The organism is Lunatimonas sp. (genome assembly GCF_020832325.1).
In the GTDB taxonomy this organism is placed as follows: Bacteria; Bacteroidota; Bacteroidia; order Cytophagales; family Cyclobacteriaceae; genus Lunatimonas.
This window is the reverse complement of record NZ_JAFIEU010000047.1, coordinates 112104-129675: the sequence shown is the minus strand read 5'-3', so window position 1 is coordinate 129675 and position 17572 is coordinate 112104. Positions and strand designations below refer to the sequence as shown.

Here is a 17572-nt window from a genome sequence, read left to right as displayed (position 1 = left end):
AAGCTTACTGATAGCTATACTCGTAGGCCTTTAAAATATTCCCATCAGAATCCTTGACCAAGGAAATCCTTCCAATTTCATCGTATTCATAATACATCACCATTCCATTCGGATCTGTTTCTGAAGTAATACCTGTCAACGGCTTATAGGTATAGGAGGTCATTTGGGCATCGGCAGGATGAAGACGGAGTTCGTCTATGTAAATCCCGCTTCCGGAGATGCTTACGGAGTTACCGGTAATGATAGCTTCTACCAATTGCCATTCTGTGGTGAGGCTGACCGTTTTGCCTAATACAGTCCAGTTACCTGATCCTGATGCCCTTCGGGCCCAGAGGGAAACAACAAATGGATTGCTACTACTTCCTCCAAAACCGCTTTTACTTACAGCACCGCCGCTAAGGTTATAATACTTGGTTCCTGTTTTTGATATGGCTGAGGTGACGGGGACACCCGAGTAGGTCCATCCTCCTTTTTCGCCTGTTTCAAAGCTGGTGAAGGAAACCTCTGAAGTAATTGCATTGGATATTCTGGCAATTGGCAAACTGTTCTTGTATCCCCAAATATTCGTAATAATTGTTCCATTTTCTTGGGACATTGATGTGGGATTTCCAATGCCATCATAGGTGTGGTACCTAAGTTTATTAACCAACACTCCATTTGATTTGGCCAATTTGATTATTTCCGGCAAATACAATCCATTACTCCAAAGTTTGTAGGTTGTTCGATTGATTGACAGGAGCTCTCCCTCTTTCCAAATCTCCACTTGAATGGGCTCGGAAATTCGATGTTGGTCGTTGCGTTTAAGCTTACCTACCGCATTATATTCAGCCGTCGTTAATACCCCACCCTGCAATATGGATGCACTTGTTACATCATCTGGATAAAAAACTTTTACTTCATTTTGAATTCCGTCACTACCTGTCGAAATGGTTTTTGTGACAAATAAATGGGTTGGATTATCGTATTCAAAATCGGTTTCGATCACCATTTCATGACTGGTACCGGCTAAATAGGACGTCACCGTCTCGGTTTTACGGGTCATTTTATACGCTCTACTAATAAATTTGAACTGACTTTGGCCAATAAACCAGGGGTCCCCTAAATAACAGCTTCCGTATTGAAGTGGAACTTTCTGACGTTCAAAAAGTACAATACCATCAAAACTGGAATTATGCTTAATCTCGTATTCCAAGTCAATCTTTCTGATGGGATCATAATTACTACCATTTTTTTTGTATATCGTTTCCGACGTTAACTGAAAATCACTCCAAACGGGGTTTAACGTTCCGTAGTTGCTTGTATTTACAAAAGCATTACCCACCAGTGAGAGAGCCAGCATTCTGAACTCATATTTTGACCGATGGGACTCGCCAGCATTAGTACCCGTATATTTATTCACTTCGGTATATACCAAAGGCATTCCGTTATAACTAACGGTAGAGTAGGCATCCACTCCATAGTATGCTCGCTGCCAGCAGGAAATCCATTGAAAGCAATTAGATGGATTTCCTGCTTCTATGGTATAATCATCAAAGTTCTGAAAAAACTGATTCTCATTGAAAATCCTTACACCGACACCATTTTCACCAACGCCATATTTATATTCTTCGAGACCTGCCAGTTGTCCGGTATCTGAGTAATTTGCAATCTTCTTTATCCTTAAACCAGCGCCAAATGCGGTACTGGGGGTTCCACTTAAATTTGACGTATAGGCATGGGATTCATATTGAAAAGTTGTAAACCCTTTTGTGGGATATGTGATCTTTTTCAAAATGCAAGTTTGAACTTTGGTCGTATCTACAGATCGGTTTGTACTTACTAGACCAACTGACCATGACTGGGAAGGGATTTCGTTGGAGGGCGTAACAGCTGTTCCTATCAGATGGATGGAAGGGCTTGAAATCTGTCCCGCCATAACAGTTTGGCGCGGAATTAGGCTATTATTATTAGATCCGTTAAAAAATCCCCAATAGTCCATCGAAAAGCTACCTTTTCTAGGGATCGGAATATTGCTATTGTAGTCAAACGTATAGGCTTTCTCTAGGCTCGAGGATCCGACTGCTACTTCCTTAAAGCCAGTAAGTTTGAGTCGCTTAGTATCGGTATCCGGATATCCAATTGGTGGAAAATTTGCTGAAAAATAATCATAGGTGAACACAAATTTCTTTACGGAAATTCCGTTGGAATCTTTGATTACAATATCAATTAGCTTCTTGGCTCCTGCTCGGTCAACCCGGCTGGTATTATAGGTAAAAACAACCTCCCCATTTCTGTAGGTAATTTTCTTGATATGTTTCTCCTGTTGACTAACTATCGACGTCGTAGAAGCTTCTTGTGGGCTGATGATGACCGAGCCCGCATTTCCGCTGGAAAAATCAGGAGCCCTGCCAATAACTTGCGAAAATTCTTTTTGACTCTTAACAGTGGTAGCATTCTCATACTCAAAATAAACTGTGTCCTGCTTTGTATTAGAAATAATTTTAGTCAAATACCAATCTTTTACGTAATTGTGGGTTATGTAAGATGACTGATTATCAATCAGTATATTGTTGACATCTTGAAAAAGGTATAGGGTTCCGCTTTCATTTACGATTTCAAAGCCCGAACCATTCCTAGTGATTTTTATCGGTTCATATGGAAAGGTCTTGAATGTTCTGTCTGGAGCAAAAGCAAATTGACCTGACTTGCCGGCGATGCTATAATTAAACATGTCCGCTCTTATGTCTGAAAGTCCGGCTCCATTTGCCATAGCCTGCAACTTTCCCCAATCGGTTTGGCGTTGGGATCCAGTAGCGGAATACAATGCCATCAGGTTACTGATACTCAAAGGAAGCGTATTAAAATTCCCGTTGACAGACTCATCAGGAATTCCCATAACAGTTCGATGGATAAACATAACTCCGTTAATAGCCCACCCAAGCCCTACTTCGGTTGATTCCTGACTGACTTTAATCCCTCCTGCATGATAAGACAAGCTAAATGGGATCGAAATTTCTGCGGCATTAACCTCAAATAATGGAAAGCCTATATCCGGAATCCCAGTACTTTTAGAAACAGGAAATGACCCGTATCTCCCGAGTTCAGCGATACTTGGTGAAGGCGCAATAGACTGAGGCAATTGTGTTTGGGCATAGGTTTCAAAAAGCAGCATCGCTGCTATTGTCATTAATATGCCAGATCTTCGAATATTGATTTGAAAAGTTAGTCTTAAAAGATACATTTTATTACGATTAGTTGTTTCTAGCTTTATTAAATCACAATTGATCATTCAGATCTTTGTTTTAAATTGATTAGTATCGATAGGTTTTACTTATTGGTTTCTGAAAAACTAAAACCAACCCGAAAAACCCAAGGACTATTGTAAAGTGGATTATTTTGGCTATTGAAATTATACAAAACCTGAGCTTGTCCTTGCAATCTTCCAGTCATGACAAATCTTCTTTCTAAACCAGCCAAGAGACTGTTATACCAGAGGCTTTCTCTAACTTCTCCGGTTTTATTCATCGTACTTTTCAGACTTTCAAATTCACCATGTACATATAAATTGTTGGTTAACTTTCTCTCAATATATCCCCGAAAGCCCATAACCATGGGTTTATTGATCGTCAAGGAAGGATCGTCTCTATTTCCGAAAAACCTATAAGTGCCCCCAAGACCTACCTCCGACGTGCTATTTAATCTATATCCCAGTTCAGGGTTAAAATCAATTTTCGTTTGCCCGACGACATGTAACTGAAAATTGCTACCATAAACTATACGCCTCTTAATTGGCTTCCCCTTAAGACTGTTACTTTTTTTGGCCGACGAGAGGTCTTGGGAATCTGCTACCTCACTGAACTTTTTTTTCAATTCCGCCATTTCATCGGCTGCAATTTTTAAAAGCTCCTGTTTTTCTTTAAAATGGTCTATTGTCTGCACCCGAGATAGATTGGACATTCCGTCTTTAACGGCTCCTTTTTTCAGATATCGGTTCGCTTGCTGAAAATCTAACAACTCCTTACTCTGAAAACCACGGGTTAGGGGGGGGATTTCGTCATTTACAAAATCCCTAGTGATTTCTTCCCAACTGTTTTCGTACTCTACTGTAAGTTCTTTTTTCCTACGAGAGACCAAGAACCGGATTTCATTCCTCCCTAGCGTATCTAAAGACCTCAAGCTATCTCTGTAAATCCTAAGGGTACTTCTATAAGAACTTAATTCGCGTTTAAGACCTAGATAACTTAAGAAATATTCACGTGAATTGCAGTCATTTTTTACATGGGAAACAGTACGTTTTTTTGTCTCAATTTGGGTGAGATTCCAACCGGCAATTTCCCTAAGGCTGTAAAGCGAATCAGTATACACAAAATATTCCTGCTGTGATCGAACCAATTGCCTCAGCGAGTCTTTGGAAAACCCACGCTCTAAATCCCCTAAGGATTCTGAATTAACACTGTCCTTTTTTTGCCTAAATTCTTTTTTTCTATCTTTGATGTACTGCCTATATTCCTTTTGGATATGATTGTATTTGCGAATTGATTCACTAACCTTATTTTTCATACTAACCAGTCTTTTGTCAAAAAGCTTGGTGTCATAGTGCTGCGCTTGACAATAAAAAAAAGTGCAAAGAAACAACATTAAAGAAACATTTAGTTTCATTGTGGTTTTACTTACCATCAGCGTATATAATTATTACTCTCAGAACATGACTCTTCATACTAATTAAATTTCCTATTTTAAGAAATATTGGAATATTTATATATTGTATAATTTTAGTTGGATCAGTAGTAGATGCCTCCCTAATTACCGTAGAAATGTTAGCTTCACGGGATACGATACTATCGGTTGTTTTCAACATGTTCCAATCTCTCAATCAGCATGTCCATTTTTTGGTTCTGAGATATAATATATAGTGTAAGCTCTTCGATCTTCTTGAGCAGCAATACATTTATCTCCCCGAGATTGACCCCGTTGGCCATCACCTCTGCTTCGTTGGGGATATTGGGAAGGTGGCCATTTTGACGGATGAACCCTTCTACTTCACTTAGGGGCATTAGGTTATAGTCCGATTTGAACACATAGTCCGGCCATCCTGCGGTGGTTATGTTTACTTCTTTGGCCTTAACGGTTCCGTTGACGTTAATACCACCATTGTTGAACATAGCCTGGACACCGCCAGTCGCATACCCTCGGATAATCCAGCTCTCTGTTGTGCCGTTATTCGCAAATTGTCTAAGGTATTGGCCGCTGGTATTGGAATGGATCTCAGTATAGCTTGAGGAATTGCCGGTCCACTTACCGGAACCTGAAACTTGAAGACGATGGGTGGGGTTAGTTGTGCCGATTCCGACATTCCCCGAACCCATAACTATCATTCTGGACTGGGGTGCTCCATTTGATTTGCCTGCCTGAAATATGATGCTTCTATCTAAGTTATTTGGTCCCGTTGGAGAAGCTATTATATATAGGTTTTTCTGATTAGACGCAGGGTCATCGCTCGTTATATAGGATCCGCCCGCATCAGAATGAAACTGGATGAAATTTCCACCGCCAGTGTCTCCTCGGCGGAAAATAACGTCTCCTCGAACGAACAAAGTTGAGGTAGGTGAAGTCGTTCCTATTCCGACGTTTCCGCTGGAGGGAAACACGTTTGTCTGAGCTCCTACTATAGTCCATATCAAACCCCACAAAAGTGCGGTTGCCAGTAATTTTTTCTTCATTTTATTTGTTTTCTAAACGTTCCAACCTCTTAACCAACACGTCGATGGTTTTTTCCTGTTGTTCCAACCGTTTCTCTTGGGAGATTGTATACAAGGTGAGCTCTTCGATTTTCTTTAACAAAACGGTATTTAAATAGCCAACCTGAACGCCATGTTCGACCACCTCGGCCTCACTTGGAACACCGGGAAGATGGCCGTACCGGCTTATGAAACCTCTAAGCTCATCAAGCGGCATCAGGCGATATTCGTCCCGAAATACATAATCCGGCCAGTTGTTGGCTTCCAGCCTCACCTCCTTGGCCCTGACAGTCCCATTGACCTCCAACCTGTGTGAGGGATTGGGAACGCCAATTCCCACATTCCCATTTGCGTTTTGCTGTAGGAGGAGTCCATCATAGGCATGTACAGCCTCCGGGTGGATAAAAAACAACTCGCTCAGCTGCATTCTGCCATTAGTTCCCGTAGCCAGATAAAAGGTATACCTTATTTTTGAAATATTTCTTGCTGACACTGAAACCATATAATGCTTTGCTGTATGGCCGAATACATTTGCTACCTCGAACCATTGATTCGCGCCGTTGTGTGTATCAAATACTTCGATTTTGAATTTTGATGGGTTCCACGCGCGACTACTCCAGCCCAGCCAGGCAGCCTGTTGGGTGTGGGTATTTGGCAGATCTTCTATTAAAATTATGGTTGGATTGGACTCATTTACACCTACGGTGGTGCCTGACGCTAAAAATCTCCCGTCAAACATCATGGGGAGCGATACGGTGGCTGCACCCTGTTGAGAAACGGTATATCGGGTTTGCGCATAAAACAACAGGTTCTTCTCGAGGCTCCCCGTTGAGCTATTTGAGGGAATGATAACCGAGGATGTCTGAGAAAACGAGGAAAACCCAATGGCCATAAAAATAATACTAAAAATAAGTGATCTCTTAGCGTGGTTGCGATTGCTCATATACGTTTTTTGTAAATGGTTATGGTGTCATTTTCAACCATCTCATATAGTGTACCCTACCAATTAAAATTGGGTAGCAAGGATGCTAAAGAAGATTGCGTTGACAGAAAATGTTGAATTGTTAATATATAGATACAGGATACCGGTCAAGCGTAAAAAACACCTCTGGTTGACCTTCTACGAGTTTTTAAATTCCCTAGCCAGAACCCAAAGGAGATTGTGTTTAACTCACTTGCTATTCACTAGATGCAAAAAAAGCTGCACTTTTTTTAGAACACTTCGAATCTTGCTACTAATCTCCCGGAGGCCAATAGGTTTCTCCAGAAGTATGATATATACATGCTCTACGTGAAAAGGATCCCGATTCCATGTTTAGGAGCGAAATCGATCCAAAATCTTTTAGTTGGGTTAGGACACTGCCTAACAAATACAAACAATGAACCATACCCTTGAAAATTAAAAGTGAGTAAAAATTTCTTACATAACTATTGAAGCAGATACGATTTAAAAGGTCACTATCAAAAATAAAATGATGATGCTTCTATACCTTGGCAGCTCCATGATTATTTGTACGAAATATAAATGGAAAATATTTTAAAACAAATAGTGATAACTTATTTTTTTTACGCTAGGATCTCTAAAATACGAAAACAAAGACTTCATATTTTTATCAATAACGGTAATTTTAAATTTACATTTAAAAAAAAATTAATAAAAGTCAATAAATAATTTATATAATATTATATAAATATGAAATGGAAAAACCGTGGTTACGAAAAAGCAAAAAACTGAAGCTGGAGCAGAACGTTTCCGTCGGGGGTAGGACCGATTGAAAAGTTACGGTTAAGATTTCTAAGCTTTGGATTGGCGTTTTTGAGGATGTTCCGTCTTACAAAAATTAATTTCCGGGAAACATATTACCCCAGTGCCGCCGGCCGGCATTTCTAAACTCACTTACATATCGGGTCACCTAAATTGGCTTTTTTGTGCCAGCTAATGCCCTTATGCTTGGCTGTTGATCCGCATGCCCCAGCGAAAGCGCCATTAGCATCGAGACAAATCTTTGCTTAGACTAATCTACAATAGGGACAAGAAGGGGTTCTAGGTTCCATCCCGGTCACTCAATTAATAAATTTAGCGAAAGTGCCTTTAATATAAATAATCTCCGAGCAAAATTTCGACCTTCTTCCCTGATATTTGAATGATGTCAGACAGTTAAAGGGATTTTGTGGTGTTAACCTATCTCCGTTGTTCCTTCACCCTTGCTGATTTTGTTAAGCAGGTCAACCTTGTTTTTGCTTTTTGCTTTCTTGAAGATATTCTGCATGTGTTTGTTGACAGTTCTTTCTGAAATGAATAGGGATTCGCCGATTTCTTTGTAGATGCGGCCATCTCTTACCAATTTGCATATTTCAATTTCCCTTTTCGTGAGGCCCATTTGTTCACACCTTATGGTGAAAATTTCTTCCACATCCTTTGTCTTAATCATATTCAACGTTTCCAGGTCTTTTCTGCTCTCTTCGATCGTGTTTCGGAAGAAGAGGAAGGTGATGATCAGAAAACCACCGTTTGTTAACAGTACTTCTGTAAGCTGGGTAACCTGCAGATAGGCGAGCAGCGGCATGAACGCCCATGGTGCTACGGCGATATAGGATAGAATGGCGTCAAAGGAGGTTTTTCGGTGCTTGTACCGTTGCCGGATGCCCCATAAAATATTGTAAACCAAGTAAAAAGCATAAAAGAACGGAATAATCATACCTACATAGATGACCGTCATTAGGTCTAAACCAAAGGGAAATAGTATGCAGAAGAAAATAACAAATGGAAGTATCAGGAAGATCAACACTCCGTATCTGGCATGAAATTCCAGATGGGTGATGTTGTAGGCCCTGTAAAAGTAGTAGGGAAAATAAGCCCCCATACAGAAACCTGTACCGTATGCTAAGATGTATTGAAGGTGGACAGAGATGGCCAGGTTTTCGTCAGGGAACAGACCCCCTGCTAAATTGTAGGTGATTAGGAGGAAAAGTAGGATCAGATAATATTTGCGTTTCTTTTCGTTAGGTTTTTGCAGGTAGAAAACCAGTTGATGGGAAAACATAAATATCTCCAGAACCACAAAAACCAAGGTTACGATATGGATTTCGGTATCGAAGACTGTCATAGCGTTCAGGCATTTTTCAGAAAGTAAAATGGAAAGCCAAAGCGCTCGGACACGTCATAAATTTCGAAGCCGTGTTTTTGGTACCAAGGGAGGTTGCTCTCCGTGGATGTTTCCAAGTACACCGGTCGATCAAGGGTGCTGGAATATTCTATTATCTGTTTAAGAATTCCCGTGCCAAAACCATTCCGTTGTTTGTCCGGATTGACCCCTACAAACCAGAGGTAGGTGAACGGCTCTTTGGGGTAGTGTTTCTTGATAAACGATTCCCTCGATAAAGCCTTGAAAACATTACCGATCCCAATTGTCTTTAGGATTAGCTGTATATCCAGATAGGTATTCCTTAAAGAAAGCTTTTTCTGTTCCTGAAACTGAATCAGGGCGCAGGCGTTGCCGTCGTCGGAAATAAAGACCTCACCGGAATCCATACAAGTGTCAAAGGAATACTCCATCAGGTATCGGATCTTGTTCTCTTTTCTGCCGGCGATGTAGTTGACACTTTTGTTTTTTTTGAAAGCTTCCAGGAGGGTGGTGACTACTTTCTCCCGGTCATTTTGGGTTGCTTTTCTCATAGGTTAGGTGTTTAAAAATCCGAGTTGCGAGGATTTTGCTCTCCCCACCCCGATCCAAAAACGATTATAGCGTTTGGGAAATGGGTGGGGCAAGTTAGTCTTTGGCAGAGAAAGACCGATAGGTTTTTGTCAGACAAAGACACAACTTGCAAGGAGCGCGCACAGCGAATCTTAGGGTTAACCAAAGGCCATCTTTTGGCTTTTGGGGATTTGTTATTGGTATGGGTTTACACAAGTATTTTAGAATAATAATGCTATTTATGTTAACTAATATAGGTTTATATCTAAGTAAACGCAAATATAGGTAATAAATTATTTGTGTACTTGAATGTTCAAATAGGTAGATTTCCGGTTATTTAGATATCGGTGTATGCAGCTATCTGGGCGTAAATTTGCCCGTTTAGCCTCCTGGAATTTGGCCGTTCACCGCTGCATGGTATCTGGATATATGGTTAAATAGGTTTATGAATAAATGGATATGGGTATATGTGGTTAGATGGACATTGGACGGTGGGTTTAGAACCCTTGTTTTTATTGTGGCTGGCAAGCGTAGCCTATCTAACTTAATGGCAGACTGTCCCGCTATCGTCGCACCCACATTTTTTCCCTGCCTATCCAAAACTCATTCAGATCCTTATAGGGACTGAAGCACTCGGTTTGATCGCGACAGGTTGGGAGGGTTTCCGTTAGTGTTTTCGTCGCTGCTATTCCCGCTTTATCCCGATCAAGAAACAAGTTGACAATGCGGTATTTTTGGATTTCAGGTAGGGCACTTTTCAGGTTTGCCAGAGAGTTGAGCACCATATAATCTTCACGACACTGCTTGTTCCGGTTTATCTCCGCGTAACTCATCAGGTCGAATATTCCCTCAAAGAGGCATAGATCGGCTGCATGGTTGATATAATGGGAAACCCCCTGCGCCGTACATCCCTTCCAGTACTTGTTCCAGATTGCCCAGCCGTTTTCATTGGGGTTGCCCAGTCCAAAATAGCGTTTGTCACCGATGCTGTAATAGATCTCCCTACAAAAATTGTCCGCAGTCTCCAGGGAAATGCCCCTGCTGTTAATGTAGTCCGTAATGGCCTGATTGTTTCCCAATGGTTTGGTTTTGATGATGGTGATTCCACTGGGTTCTTTTCGGGTAGTATTTACATCGGAGATAGTCGGCTGTTGAAGAGAAAAGGAGGACCCGCTTACCGAGGATATTTCCCGGATGGCTTCAGCTATTCCATAGCTCGGATTCAGTTTGAGTACCAAGTCTATAAGAGTTCCACCTGTATTTCCGTCACCAAAATCCACCCACAGGTTTTTGATGGTATCCACTTTAAAGGAAGGTGTCTTTTCATCCCGGTAGGGGGAGAGGTAAAAGCAATATCCTGCTTTTACTTTGCTGGGTCTGATCCCTATTTGATCCAGATAGGTTATGATCGATATGCTGTTGGCTTCTTTGGCGTTCATGGCATGCATGTTTTATTTTTCTCAAATAGTGCCTACTACACTTACTACCTTACTACATATGGTCTTTTGTCAATTGAAATTCAATTAGTTATGTGTTCGGACTTTGTATGGCCATCTTACTACAAATTCTCTTTGTGTAGTAGGCTGTAGTAGCTTTCGTTATTGTATCTTACTACATTTTAATGGGCTGATATTCATTTATTTAACCCCTGACTGTAGTAAGTAGTAGGTTGATTTCGTTTGATATAGTATCCCTTTTCGGGGAAGGTTTGATGTTCAGACCTCCGTTTTTGGCATTGCGTATGGCCCAGAAGTTTGAGAGCTTTCCCGATTTCTACCGGACTGATTTTAAGGTTTCCGGAAAGGTTGAGAACCAGGTGGTGGCAGATTTCCGTGGCGGTCAGAAACTGGTCGTGATTTTCCTTGGTGCCGGGGGAGAAAAACTTCTGGACCAGCTCCACTTCCGGCGAAATGGTTTTGTACTGGTTGTTTATCAATTCATTTTCCTCGATTTCCTTTGCGGTCATCTCGTAGGCGAAGCCCGACAGGAAAAGGTGGTATGCCTGCGCCCAAACCCTGTCGATCCGGATGTCCGTTTTATAGTTCCAGTCGATCTCCTTGACCGTGAAGCAAAGCCAGCGGACGCTGCCGGTCACATCTGTCAGAAATTCTGCTTTGTTGGTTGATCCCCATATGGATGCCCTTCTGGGTTCCATTTTGGGTTTCTTATCATAGGGGTGACGGACTTTGATATAGGATTTGCTCATCAGGGTCTTTTGCGCATTGATCTCGGTTTTGGACAGGGTAGAAAGCTCATCTTGGATAATCCCGAAGTTTTGGCTTAGAGCAATGAGACTGTCTTTGTCCACCGAGATGTTTTCGGCATGGTAGGCCCTCAGTCTATCGGGAACCAGAAAGCGTGTCAGGGTAGTCTTGCCGCTGTTCTGCAGTTCCTGCACGAAGATCAGTGCCTGCTTGTTGAAGAAGTCTTCCCTTATGCAGCAGGCCACACAGCGGACCAGCCATTTTTTGAACTGTACTTCAAAGCGCTCCTGTCCATGTACGTGGATATAGCGCGTGAATTCCTGGATGTGGTCCCCGTGGACAGCTTCACTCCATGTATCTCTGACGTGGTTGAAGTATTCGACGAAGGGATTTGTTTTGGGGATAAAGTCGGAGCAAAGGAAGGTATTGATCTCCGCCACGGAGGTTCGATAGCCTGCCTGTCGGCACTCGATATAGAGCGTGTTTGGATTTACCGGACTGTACCGATTTTCTTCTTTTTCACTTGCAAATACCTCATTGAGCACCAGGTTGTTTCTAAAGTCATATTTGGTCATTAGGTACCTGATCATCCGTATGGTGGGGCTGGAAGATTTCTCATCGATTATTTTGGTTTGGCTTTCCTCATCCATTTTTCTGTATGCTTTGGTTGGTTAATAGATACAGAAATGGTATATTTGTCTCATTCAAAAGGGGATACCATTTCCTAAAAGAAAATTGAAAGCGGGTCGGGCATGATCCGCTTTTATTTTTGTCTGCCGTTTTTTTGGTACCCGGCGTTAAGGATGTCCGACTTTTTGAAATACACCCTGGTGTTGATCACTTGCTCCTTTAAGAAGCCTTCCTTCCGCCAGTTATTGATGGTGGTGCGGGACCGCCCGAGTAGTTTCATAGCTTCGGGAATCTGTATGAGTTCGTCTTCCGGAATCGGGGGTTGAAGTTCAGGGATTATTCTGGCTGCTACCTCTTCGGCAATTTCTAGAATCAGCTGCCTCTTGTCGATGGGTGAAAAGATCATGTCGTTCATATTCGGTTTGTGTTTGATTGATGGCCGAATATGGTCAGAAGTGTTCAGGGGTAGTTAGCTGGGGTAATACCCCAACTTTTCAAAAACCTGCAATACTGGCTGGGATGGGGTTTTTGGAGTGGGAATTTTTAAATGAATTCTACGTTTCAAGTCAAGCAAAATAGTAAGCAGCTAACTGCTCCATGCGAGATGTCTCTTGGTTTGATCGAATGGAAAAGGGAAAAAGGTATTTGAACCTATTCAATAAAACCTAGGATCCACATATAATCAGGGGGTCTGATGCGAATTGGTATGTATATCAAAGAGTTGGAAACAGCAAGTTTAAAACTAAACTGATGAGTCTGGGAGTATTCTAAAACAAAAGTCGTTTTCTGGAGTGGGGCTGTTATGGAGGGAAAGATACCGGAAATAAGGAAACGGAGAGGCAACACGGTCAGTGACCCTTTTGCTCCAATCTTCTCAGAAGTTCCTCAATCCTTCGCTCTTGCTCTCTGATTCGTCTTTCAGTTCTTGATTCTCTTGGCCTAGACACAGAATAGATAAACCATACCCAAACAACCAAGGCGACGATTAAACCCGGCGATTGGTTTTCACTAGCCAATGCGCCAAACATAGCGATGACACAAATAAAGGAAATGATGAAAAGTTTGATAAGGAATCTCATAGCCAAACGGTTTTAAGGATACTTTAATTTACTAATATTTGGGATGAAATGAAAGAAACCTAGCAAAAAATAATGGTATAAATAACTCAATATTAGATACCTGTGTTAGAAAATCCGGATTTTTTTACAGTTTTGATATGAAATTTGAGGAGGTGCCAAAGAAAATCTTGGGCGCATTATTTAGATGAAGGAAGGAGATGTAGGCTTTTACGTGGAATCAGGATGAGTTGATTCGATGGTTGTAAGCAGGAATTTATTTGTTTGTCAAAGCAGGGAAATAAACTTGTAGATTAAAGGAATAGTCAAATTACTAATTCCCACTATCAAAAAGTCAACCAAATAGCCCCACAGATAGCCCCATATAAAAAAAGAAGAACCCTAACCGCTTATATATTAAGCAATTAGGGTTTCTTCTTGCGGAATGGACGGGACTCGAACCCGCGACCTCCTGCGTGACAGGCAGGCATTCTAACCAGCTGAACTACCACTCCAATATTTTAATCTGACTCGACCTTGCGACCTTCCCGACTTGTCGGGACAAGCATTCTAACCAGCTGAACTACCAATCCAATATTTTTGTTTTCCGATTCGTTTATCGTTTAACGTGATGCAAATGTAGGCGCTTTATTTTTATATGCAAAATATGAAATAAAAAAAATATCTAGTGGCCATTATCGTTCTCAGATTCAGGAGATTTATTTTCAGCCCTCACAGAGCCATCGGGATATTGTTTTGGATTTTGGAAATTATGGGCTCCACACCGAAGCAATGGTTAATCAAACCCCATAATCACAAATAAATCTTTATCTTTGTACTGTTCAAAAACTGAAATTATGGTATTAGAATTTGAAAAACCAATTGCTGATCTGGAGAACAAGCTTCGGGAAATGAAAGATCTGGCAAAAGGAAAAAACATCGACTTATCCACTGATATCCAGTCTTTGGAGGAAAAAATTCAAGCCTTGAAGAAAGAGACCTTCCAAAACCTGACCCGCTGGCAGCGGGTACAGCTTTCCAGACATGCAGACAGACCTTATGCGTTGGACTATATCTATGAGATTACCAACGATTTTATCGAATTGCATGGTGATCGTAGTGTCAAGGATGACAAAGCGATGATCGGGGGCTTGGGAGATATTGATGGACGCTCCGTCATGTTTATCGGACAGCAAAAGGGTAGAAATACGAAACAGCGCCAAGAACGCAATTTTGGCATGGCTAACCCAGAAGGCTACCGCAAGGCTTTACGCTTAATGAAAATGGCGGAGAAATTTAACAAGCCAATCGTAACACTGATAGACACTCCAGGCGCATTTCCAGGGCTGGAAGCCGAGGAGCGTGGTCAGGGCGAGGCAATCGCACGAAACCTTCGGGAAATGTTCAAACTCAAGGTGCCCGTAATCTGTCTGATTATCGGAGAGGGTGCGTCGGGCGGAGCACTTGGGATCGCCATCGGTGATCGGGTGTTTATGCTTGAAAATACCTGGTATTCGGTGATTTCACCAGAATCTTGTTCTTCCATTCTTTGGAGAAGTTGGGATTATAAGGAGCAGGCTGCCGAAGCCCTAAAGCTGACCGCATCTGATATGTTTAGCAATAAATTGATCGATGGCATCATTGAGGAGCCACTGGGAGGTGCGCACCGGGATATGAAGGTGATGGCCGCCAAGATCAAAGACACCATCAAACTGGCACTGGCGGAGCTTGATAAGATGAAGCCGGAAAAGCGGATCGAAAAGCGGATCGAGAAATTCTGCTCAATGGGTGTCGTAAACGAATAATTGGAATCCGGACCACGGTACCGACGGACCTTCAATGCGTATTGGAGGTTTTTTATTTGCCGCTGATTGGTCTGTAAAAAAAAAATACATTTGGACAAAAAACCGAGTCTTGCAGTTACTTTGTCAGGCGGGGGAGTTCGTGGAATCGCCCACCTGGGCGTGCTGAAGGCGCTGAATGAGCAGGGGATCTACCCTGACCGGCTGTCTGGCAGCAGCGCGGGCGCCATCGTGGCAGTCATGTATGCGAAGGGGTTTTCCCCCGAGGAAATATTAGACATCATTATCAAAACAAACTACTTTCGTTTTTTGCGACCGGCGATTAGTTGGCGCGGACTGCTAAAGATGGAGTCAGTTTATTCTTTGTATAAGGAATACTTGAGGGAGGATGATTTCGGATCACTCGAAGTTCCGGTAACCATCGCTGCCACCGATGTGCATTTGGCAAAGACGGTTTTCTTTTCGGAGGGGGAAATCATCCGCCCACTAATGGCATCTTCCTGTATACCTGGGATGTTTGACCCGATTTTAATCGAAGGGCACCATTACGTAGATGGCGGCGTCTTAAATAACCTGCCGATTGAGCCACTTTTAGGCAAATGCGATCGGCTGATGGGTGTAAACTGCAATCATCTGCCAGATCAGCACAATATCAGTAACATCAAAAGTTTGATCGAGCGAACGGTAATTATGTCTATGAATTACAACGTCTACAGTCGTATGGATAAATGTGATTACTTTGTGGAACCCAAGGGGCTGGCATCCTATGGGGTGCTTGAGATAAAAAAAGCGGAGGAAATATTTAAGCGAGGATACGAATACATGATGGCTTTTTACGAACAGCATCCGAAATTATCGATGTTTCAAACCAAGACAAATTACCAAGATGATGAAGTTATTGGCTAGATTGGTCTTTTGGATTACTGGCTGGAAAGTTTCCGGCGGCATGCCTCCAGGGGTTCGAAAAGCCGTGTTGATTGCGATTCCGCACACCAGTAATTGGGATTTGCTGTATGCTCGGGCAGCTTTTTATCTGATGGATGTGCCAGTGCGCTTCACGATAAAAAAGGAAATTATGGTGGGTCCTTTAGGCTGGCTGATCAAATCTTTGGGCGGCATTGCGATTGACCGCAAAAAAGTTTCGGGTAAGCGCAAGCAAACCTACACGGAGGCCATGGTGCAGATGTTAAAAGAACGGGATGAATTGGTCGTAATGGTCACACCGGAAGGAACTAGAAGCTACGCGCCCAAATGGAAGTCGGGTTTTTATCACGTAGCCTTGGGAGCGGAAGTACCTATTTTGGTAGGGTTTTTGGACTATAAGACTAAAACCGCCGGCATAGGCCCCATGATCATGCCTAATGGGCAAATGGACGAACAGATTGAGGAATTAAAAGCTTTTGGTCGCACGATTACCGGCAAGCATCCCAAACAGGGTATACGTTGAGTCCTCACAAACGGTGGGTTTTACGACAATCGCAATCACTAACGAAAACACGCCATGATTAAACGGAAACTGAATCAGTTAAGGAAACTCACTTTTTTTCAAATTTTAAAGGATAGTGTGAAGGATTTTGCGAGTAGTGACTCCATGACTTTTGCGGCGTCTACTGCCTTTTATACGATATTCAGTTTGCCTGCCCTGCTTATCATCGTCCTGCATATTGCGTCGACTTTTTACAGCAAGACAGAGGTACGGGAAGAGTTGCTGGATCAAATGGGAAACTTGATCGGCGAGGACAGCATACAAACCCTGGATCAGATCATGCAAAATGTAACGATTGAAAACCAAGTGTTTTGGTCTCAGGTGATAGGTATCGGTATTTTGCTATTCAGTGCCACCACGGTATTTGTAAGTTTACAAAATAGTATCAATCATATTTGGCATATTAAGCCCAAGCCCGAAAAAGGGTTGTTGAAATTTCTTATCAACCGGGTTTTGAGCTTCTCGATGGTTGCTACTATCGGCTTCCTATTATTGGTTTCCTTGGTGATGGATGCGATTATCGTCGTGGTGTTCAATTATTTCTCGTACCTGATCGAAGGCAATATGCTCCTGTTTGCCAGCATTGCCAACTTTGTCCTAGCCCAAGCCTTGATGGTGTTGATTTTTGGCTTGATGTATAAGATACTGCCCGACGCTAAGGTACGCTGGCGGGATGTATGGCTAGGAGCCTTTGTAACCATGGTGCTATTTGCGTTGGGTAAGTACCTCATCGGTGTGTATTTGGGGAATGCCGAGGTGGGTAGCTATTACGGGACAGCAGGATCCCTGGTTGTGATCCTAGTTTGGGTGTATTACTCGGTGGTGATTTTTCTGTTTGGAGCACAGATCACCTATTACATTGCCGAAAATGTGGGTGGAAGTGTAATTCCACTGTCTCAAGCGGTCAAAGTAGAACTGGTCGAACTGGACGATAATGGAAAATACGTTAAGGGCGAAAACTAAAGGACAAATACCTGAAAAAC

At 42.3% G+C, this 17572-nt stretch carries 14 protein-coding genes and 1 tRNA gene; 4 read left to right on the top strand and 11 right to left on the bottom strand.

The window, feature by feature from the left end; all coding sequences use genetic code 11:
* Window positions 1-4 precede the first annotated feature (4 nt).
* The 11 genes from JJU34_RS18415 to JJU34_RS18365 all read right to left on the bottom strand — a co-directional run bounded on the left by JJU34_RS18415 (window position 5) and on the right by JJU34_RS18365 (window position 13816).
* Complete coding sequence (locus JJU34_RS18415; protein WP_228693886.1) at window positions 5-3268, bottom strand: hypothetical protein; 3264 nt, start codon at window positions 3266-3268, stop codon at window positions 5-7.
* Window positions 3269-3306: 38 nt separating this feature from the next.
* Window positions 3307-4539, bottom strand: coding sequence for a hypothetical protein (locus tag JJU34_RS18410; RefSeq protein WP_228693885.1), 1233 nt, complete (start codon window positions 4537-4539; stop codon window positions 3307-3309).
* 278 nt (window positions 4540-4817) lie between these two features.
* The gene (locus tag JJU34_RS18405; protein WP_228693884.1) at window positions 4818-5699 is read right to left on the bottom strand and encodes a hypothetical protein; all 882 of its coding nucleotides are present in this window, start codon (window positions 5697-5699) and stop codon (window positions 4818-4820) included.
* A 1-nt stretch (window position 5700) separates the two neighbouring features.
* Window positions 5701-6660 (bottom strand): hypothetical protein, encoded by a 960-nt coding sequence (locus JJU34_RS18400; protein ID WP_228693883.1) that lies wholly within the window; start codon window positions 6658-6660, stop codon window positions 5701-5703.
* Between the two features lie 1234 nt (window positions 6661-7894).
* Window positions 7895-8824, bottom strand: a complete 930-nt coding sequence (locus JJU34_RS18395) for a LuxR C-terminal-related transcriptional regulator (RefSeq protein WP_228693882.1) — start codon at window positions 8822-8824, stop codon at window positions 7895-7897.
* A 5-nt stretch (window positions 8825-8829) separates the two neighbouring features.
* The gene (locus tag JJU34_RS18390; protein ID WP_228693881.1) at window positions 8830-9393 is read right to left on the bottom strand and encodes a GNAT family N-acetyltransferase; all 564 of its coding nucleotides are present in this window, start codon (window positions 9391-9393) and stop codon (window positions 8830-8832) included.
* A gap of 582 nt (window positions 9394-9975) precedes the next feature.
* Window positions 9976-10851: a toprim domain-containing protein gene (locus JJU34_RS18385; protein WP_228693880.1), complete on the bottom strand. Its 876-nt coding sequence runs from the start codon at window positions 10849-10851 to the stop codon at window positions 9976-9978.
* 194 nt (window positions 10852-11045) lie between these two features.
* A complete protein-coding gene (locus JJU34_RS18380; RefSeq protein WP_228693879.1) occupies window positions 11046-12266 on the bottom strand; it encodes a virulence-associated E family protein in 1221 nt (406 codons plus the stop codon).
* A gap of 113 nt (window positions 12267-12379) precedes the next feature.
* Window positions 12380-12661, bottom strand: a complete 282-nt coding sequence (locus tag JJU34_RS18375) for a helix-turn-helix domain-containing protein (RefSeq protein ID WP_228693878.1) — start codon at window positions 12659-12661, stop codon at window positions 12380-12382.
* A gap of 433 nt (window positions 12662-13094) precedes the next feature.
* Window positions 13095-13325 (bottom strand): hypothetical protein, encoded by a 231-nt coding sequence (locus tag JJU34_RS18370; protein ID WP_228693877.1) that lies wholly within the window; start codon window positions 13323-13325, stop codon window positions 13095-13097.
* Between the two features lie 417 nt (window positions 13326-13742).
* Window positions 13743-13816: transfer RNA gene (locus tag JJU34_RS18365), tRNA-Asp, on the bottom strand.
* 342 nt (window positions 13817-14158) lie between these two features.
* On the opposite strand from JJU34_RS18365, the gene JJU34_RS18360 reads away from it, so the two are divergent.
* The 4 genes from JJU34_RS18360 (at window position 14159) to JJU34_RS18345 (ending at window position 17552) form a co-directional block, all read left to right on the top strand.
* Window positions 14159-15106 carry an acetyl-CoA carboxylase carboxyltransferase subunit alpha gene (locus tag JJU34_RS18360; protein ID WP_228693876.1) on the top strand — a complete coding sequence of 316 codons (948 nt, stop codon included), beginning with the start codon at window positions 14159-14161 and terminating at the stop codon, window positions 15104-15106.
* Between the two features lie 90 nt (window positions 15107-15196).
* Window positions 15197-16009 (top strand): patatin-like phospholipase family protein, encoded by an 813-nt coding sequence (locus tag JJU34_RS18355; protein ID WP_228693875.1) that lies wholly within the window; start codon window positions 15197-15199, stop codon window positions 16007-16009.
* Entirely contained in the window at window positions 15990-16550 is a 561-nt protein-coding gene (locus JJU34_RS18350; protein ID WP_228693874.1) for a 1-acyl-sn-glycerol-3-phosphate acyltransferase, read from the top strand. The genes JJU34_RS18355 and JJU34_RS18350 overlap by 20 nt, the downstream gene beginning before the upstream one ends.
* A gap of 54 nt (window positions 16551-16604) precedes the next feature.
* Window positions 16605-17552, top strand: coding sequence for a YihY/virulence factor BrkB family protein (locus JJU34_RS18345; protein WP_228693873.1), 948 nt, complete (start codon window positions 16605-16607; stop codon window positions 17550-17552).
* The last annotated feature ends 20 nt before the right edge of the window (window positions 17553-17572 follow it).

What these genes read in the sequence shown, in the direction of transcription:
- JJU34_RS18415 (WP_228693886.1), bottom strand. Translation starts at nt 3,268, where the DNA reads ATGATCAATTGTGATTTAATAAAGCTAGAAACAACTAATCGTAATAAA.
- JJU34_RS18410 (WP_228693885.1), bottom strand. Translation starts at nt 4,539, where the DNA reads ATGAAAAATAAGGTTAGTGAATCAATTCGCAAATACAATCATATCCAA.
- JJU34_RS18405 (WP_228693884.1), bottom strand. Translation starts at nt 5,699, where the DNA reads ATGAAGAAAAAATTACTGGCAACCGCACTTTTGTGGGGTTTGATATGG.
- JJU34_RS18400 (WP_228693883.1), bottom strand. Translation starts at nt 6,660, where the DNA reads ATGAGCAATCGCAACCACGCTAAGAGATCACTTATTTTTAGTATTATT.
- JJU34_RS18395 (WP_228693882.1), bottom strand. Translation starts at nt 8,824, where the DNA reads ATGACAGTCTTCGATACCGAAATCCATATCGTAACCTTGGTTTTTGTG.
- JJU34_RS18390 (WP_228693881.1), bottom strand. Translation starts at nt 9,393, where the DNA reads ATGAGAAAAGCAACCCAAAATGACCGGGAGAAAGTAGTCACCACCCTC.
- JJU34_RS18385 (WP_228693880.1), bottom strand. Translation starts at nt 10,851, where the DNA reads ATGAACGCCAAAGAAGCCAACAGCATATCGATCATAACCTATCTGGAT.
- JJU34_RS18380 (WP_228693879.1), bottom strand. Translation starts at nt 12,266, where the DNA reads ATGGATGAGGAAAGCCAAACCAAAATAATCGATGAGAAATCTTCCAGC.
- JJU34_RS18375 (WP_228693878.1), bottom strand. Translation starts at nt 12,661, where the DNA reads ATGAACGACATGATCTTTTCACCCATCGACAAGAGGCAGCTGATTCTA.
- JJU34_RS18370 (WP_228693877.1), bottom strand. Translation starts at nt 13,325, where the DNA reads ATGAGATTCCTTATCAAACTTTTCATCATTTCCTTTATTTGTGTCATC.
- JJU34_RS18360 (WP_228693876.1), top strand. Translation starts at nt 14,159, where the DNA reads ATGGTATTAGAATTTGAAAAACCAATTGCTGATCTGGAGAACAAGCTT.
- JJU34_RS18350 (WP_228693874.1), top strand. Translation starts at nt 15,990, where the DNA reads ATGATGAAGTTATTGGCTAGATTGGTCTTTTGGATTACTGGCTGGAAA.
- JJU34_RS18345 (WP_228693873.1), top strand. Translation starts at nt 16,605, where the DNA reads ATGATTAAACGGAAACTGAATCAGTTAAGGAAACTCACTTTTTTTCAA.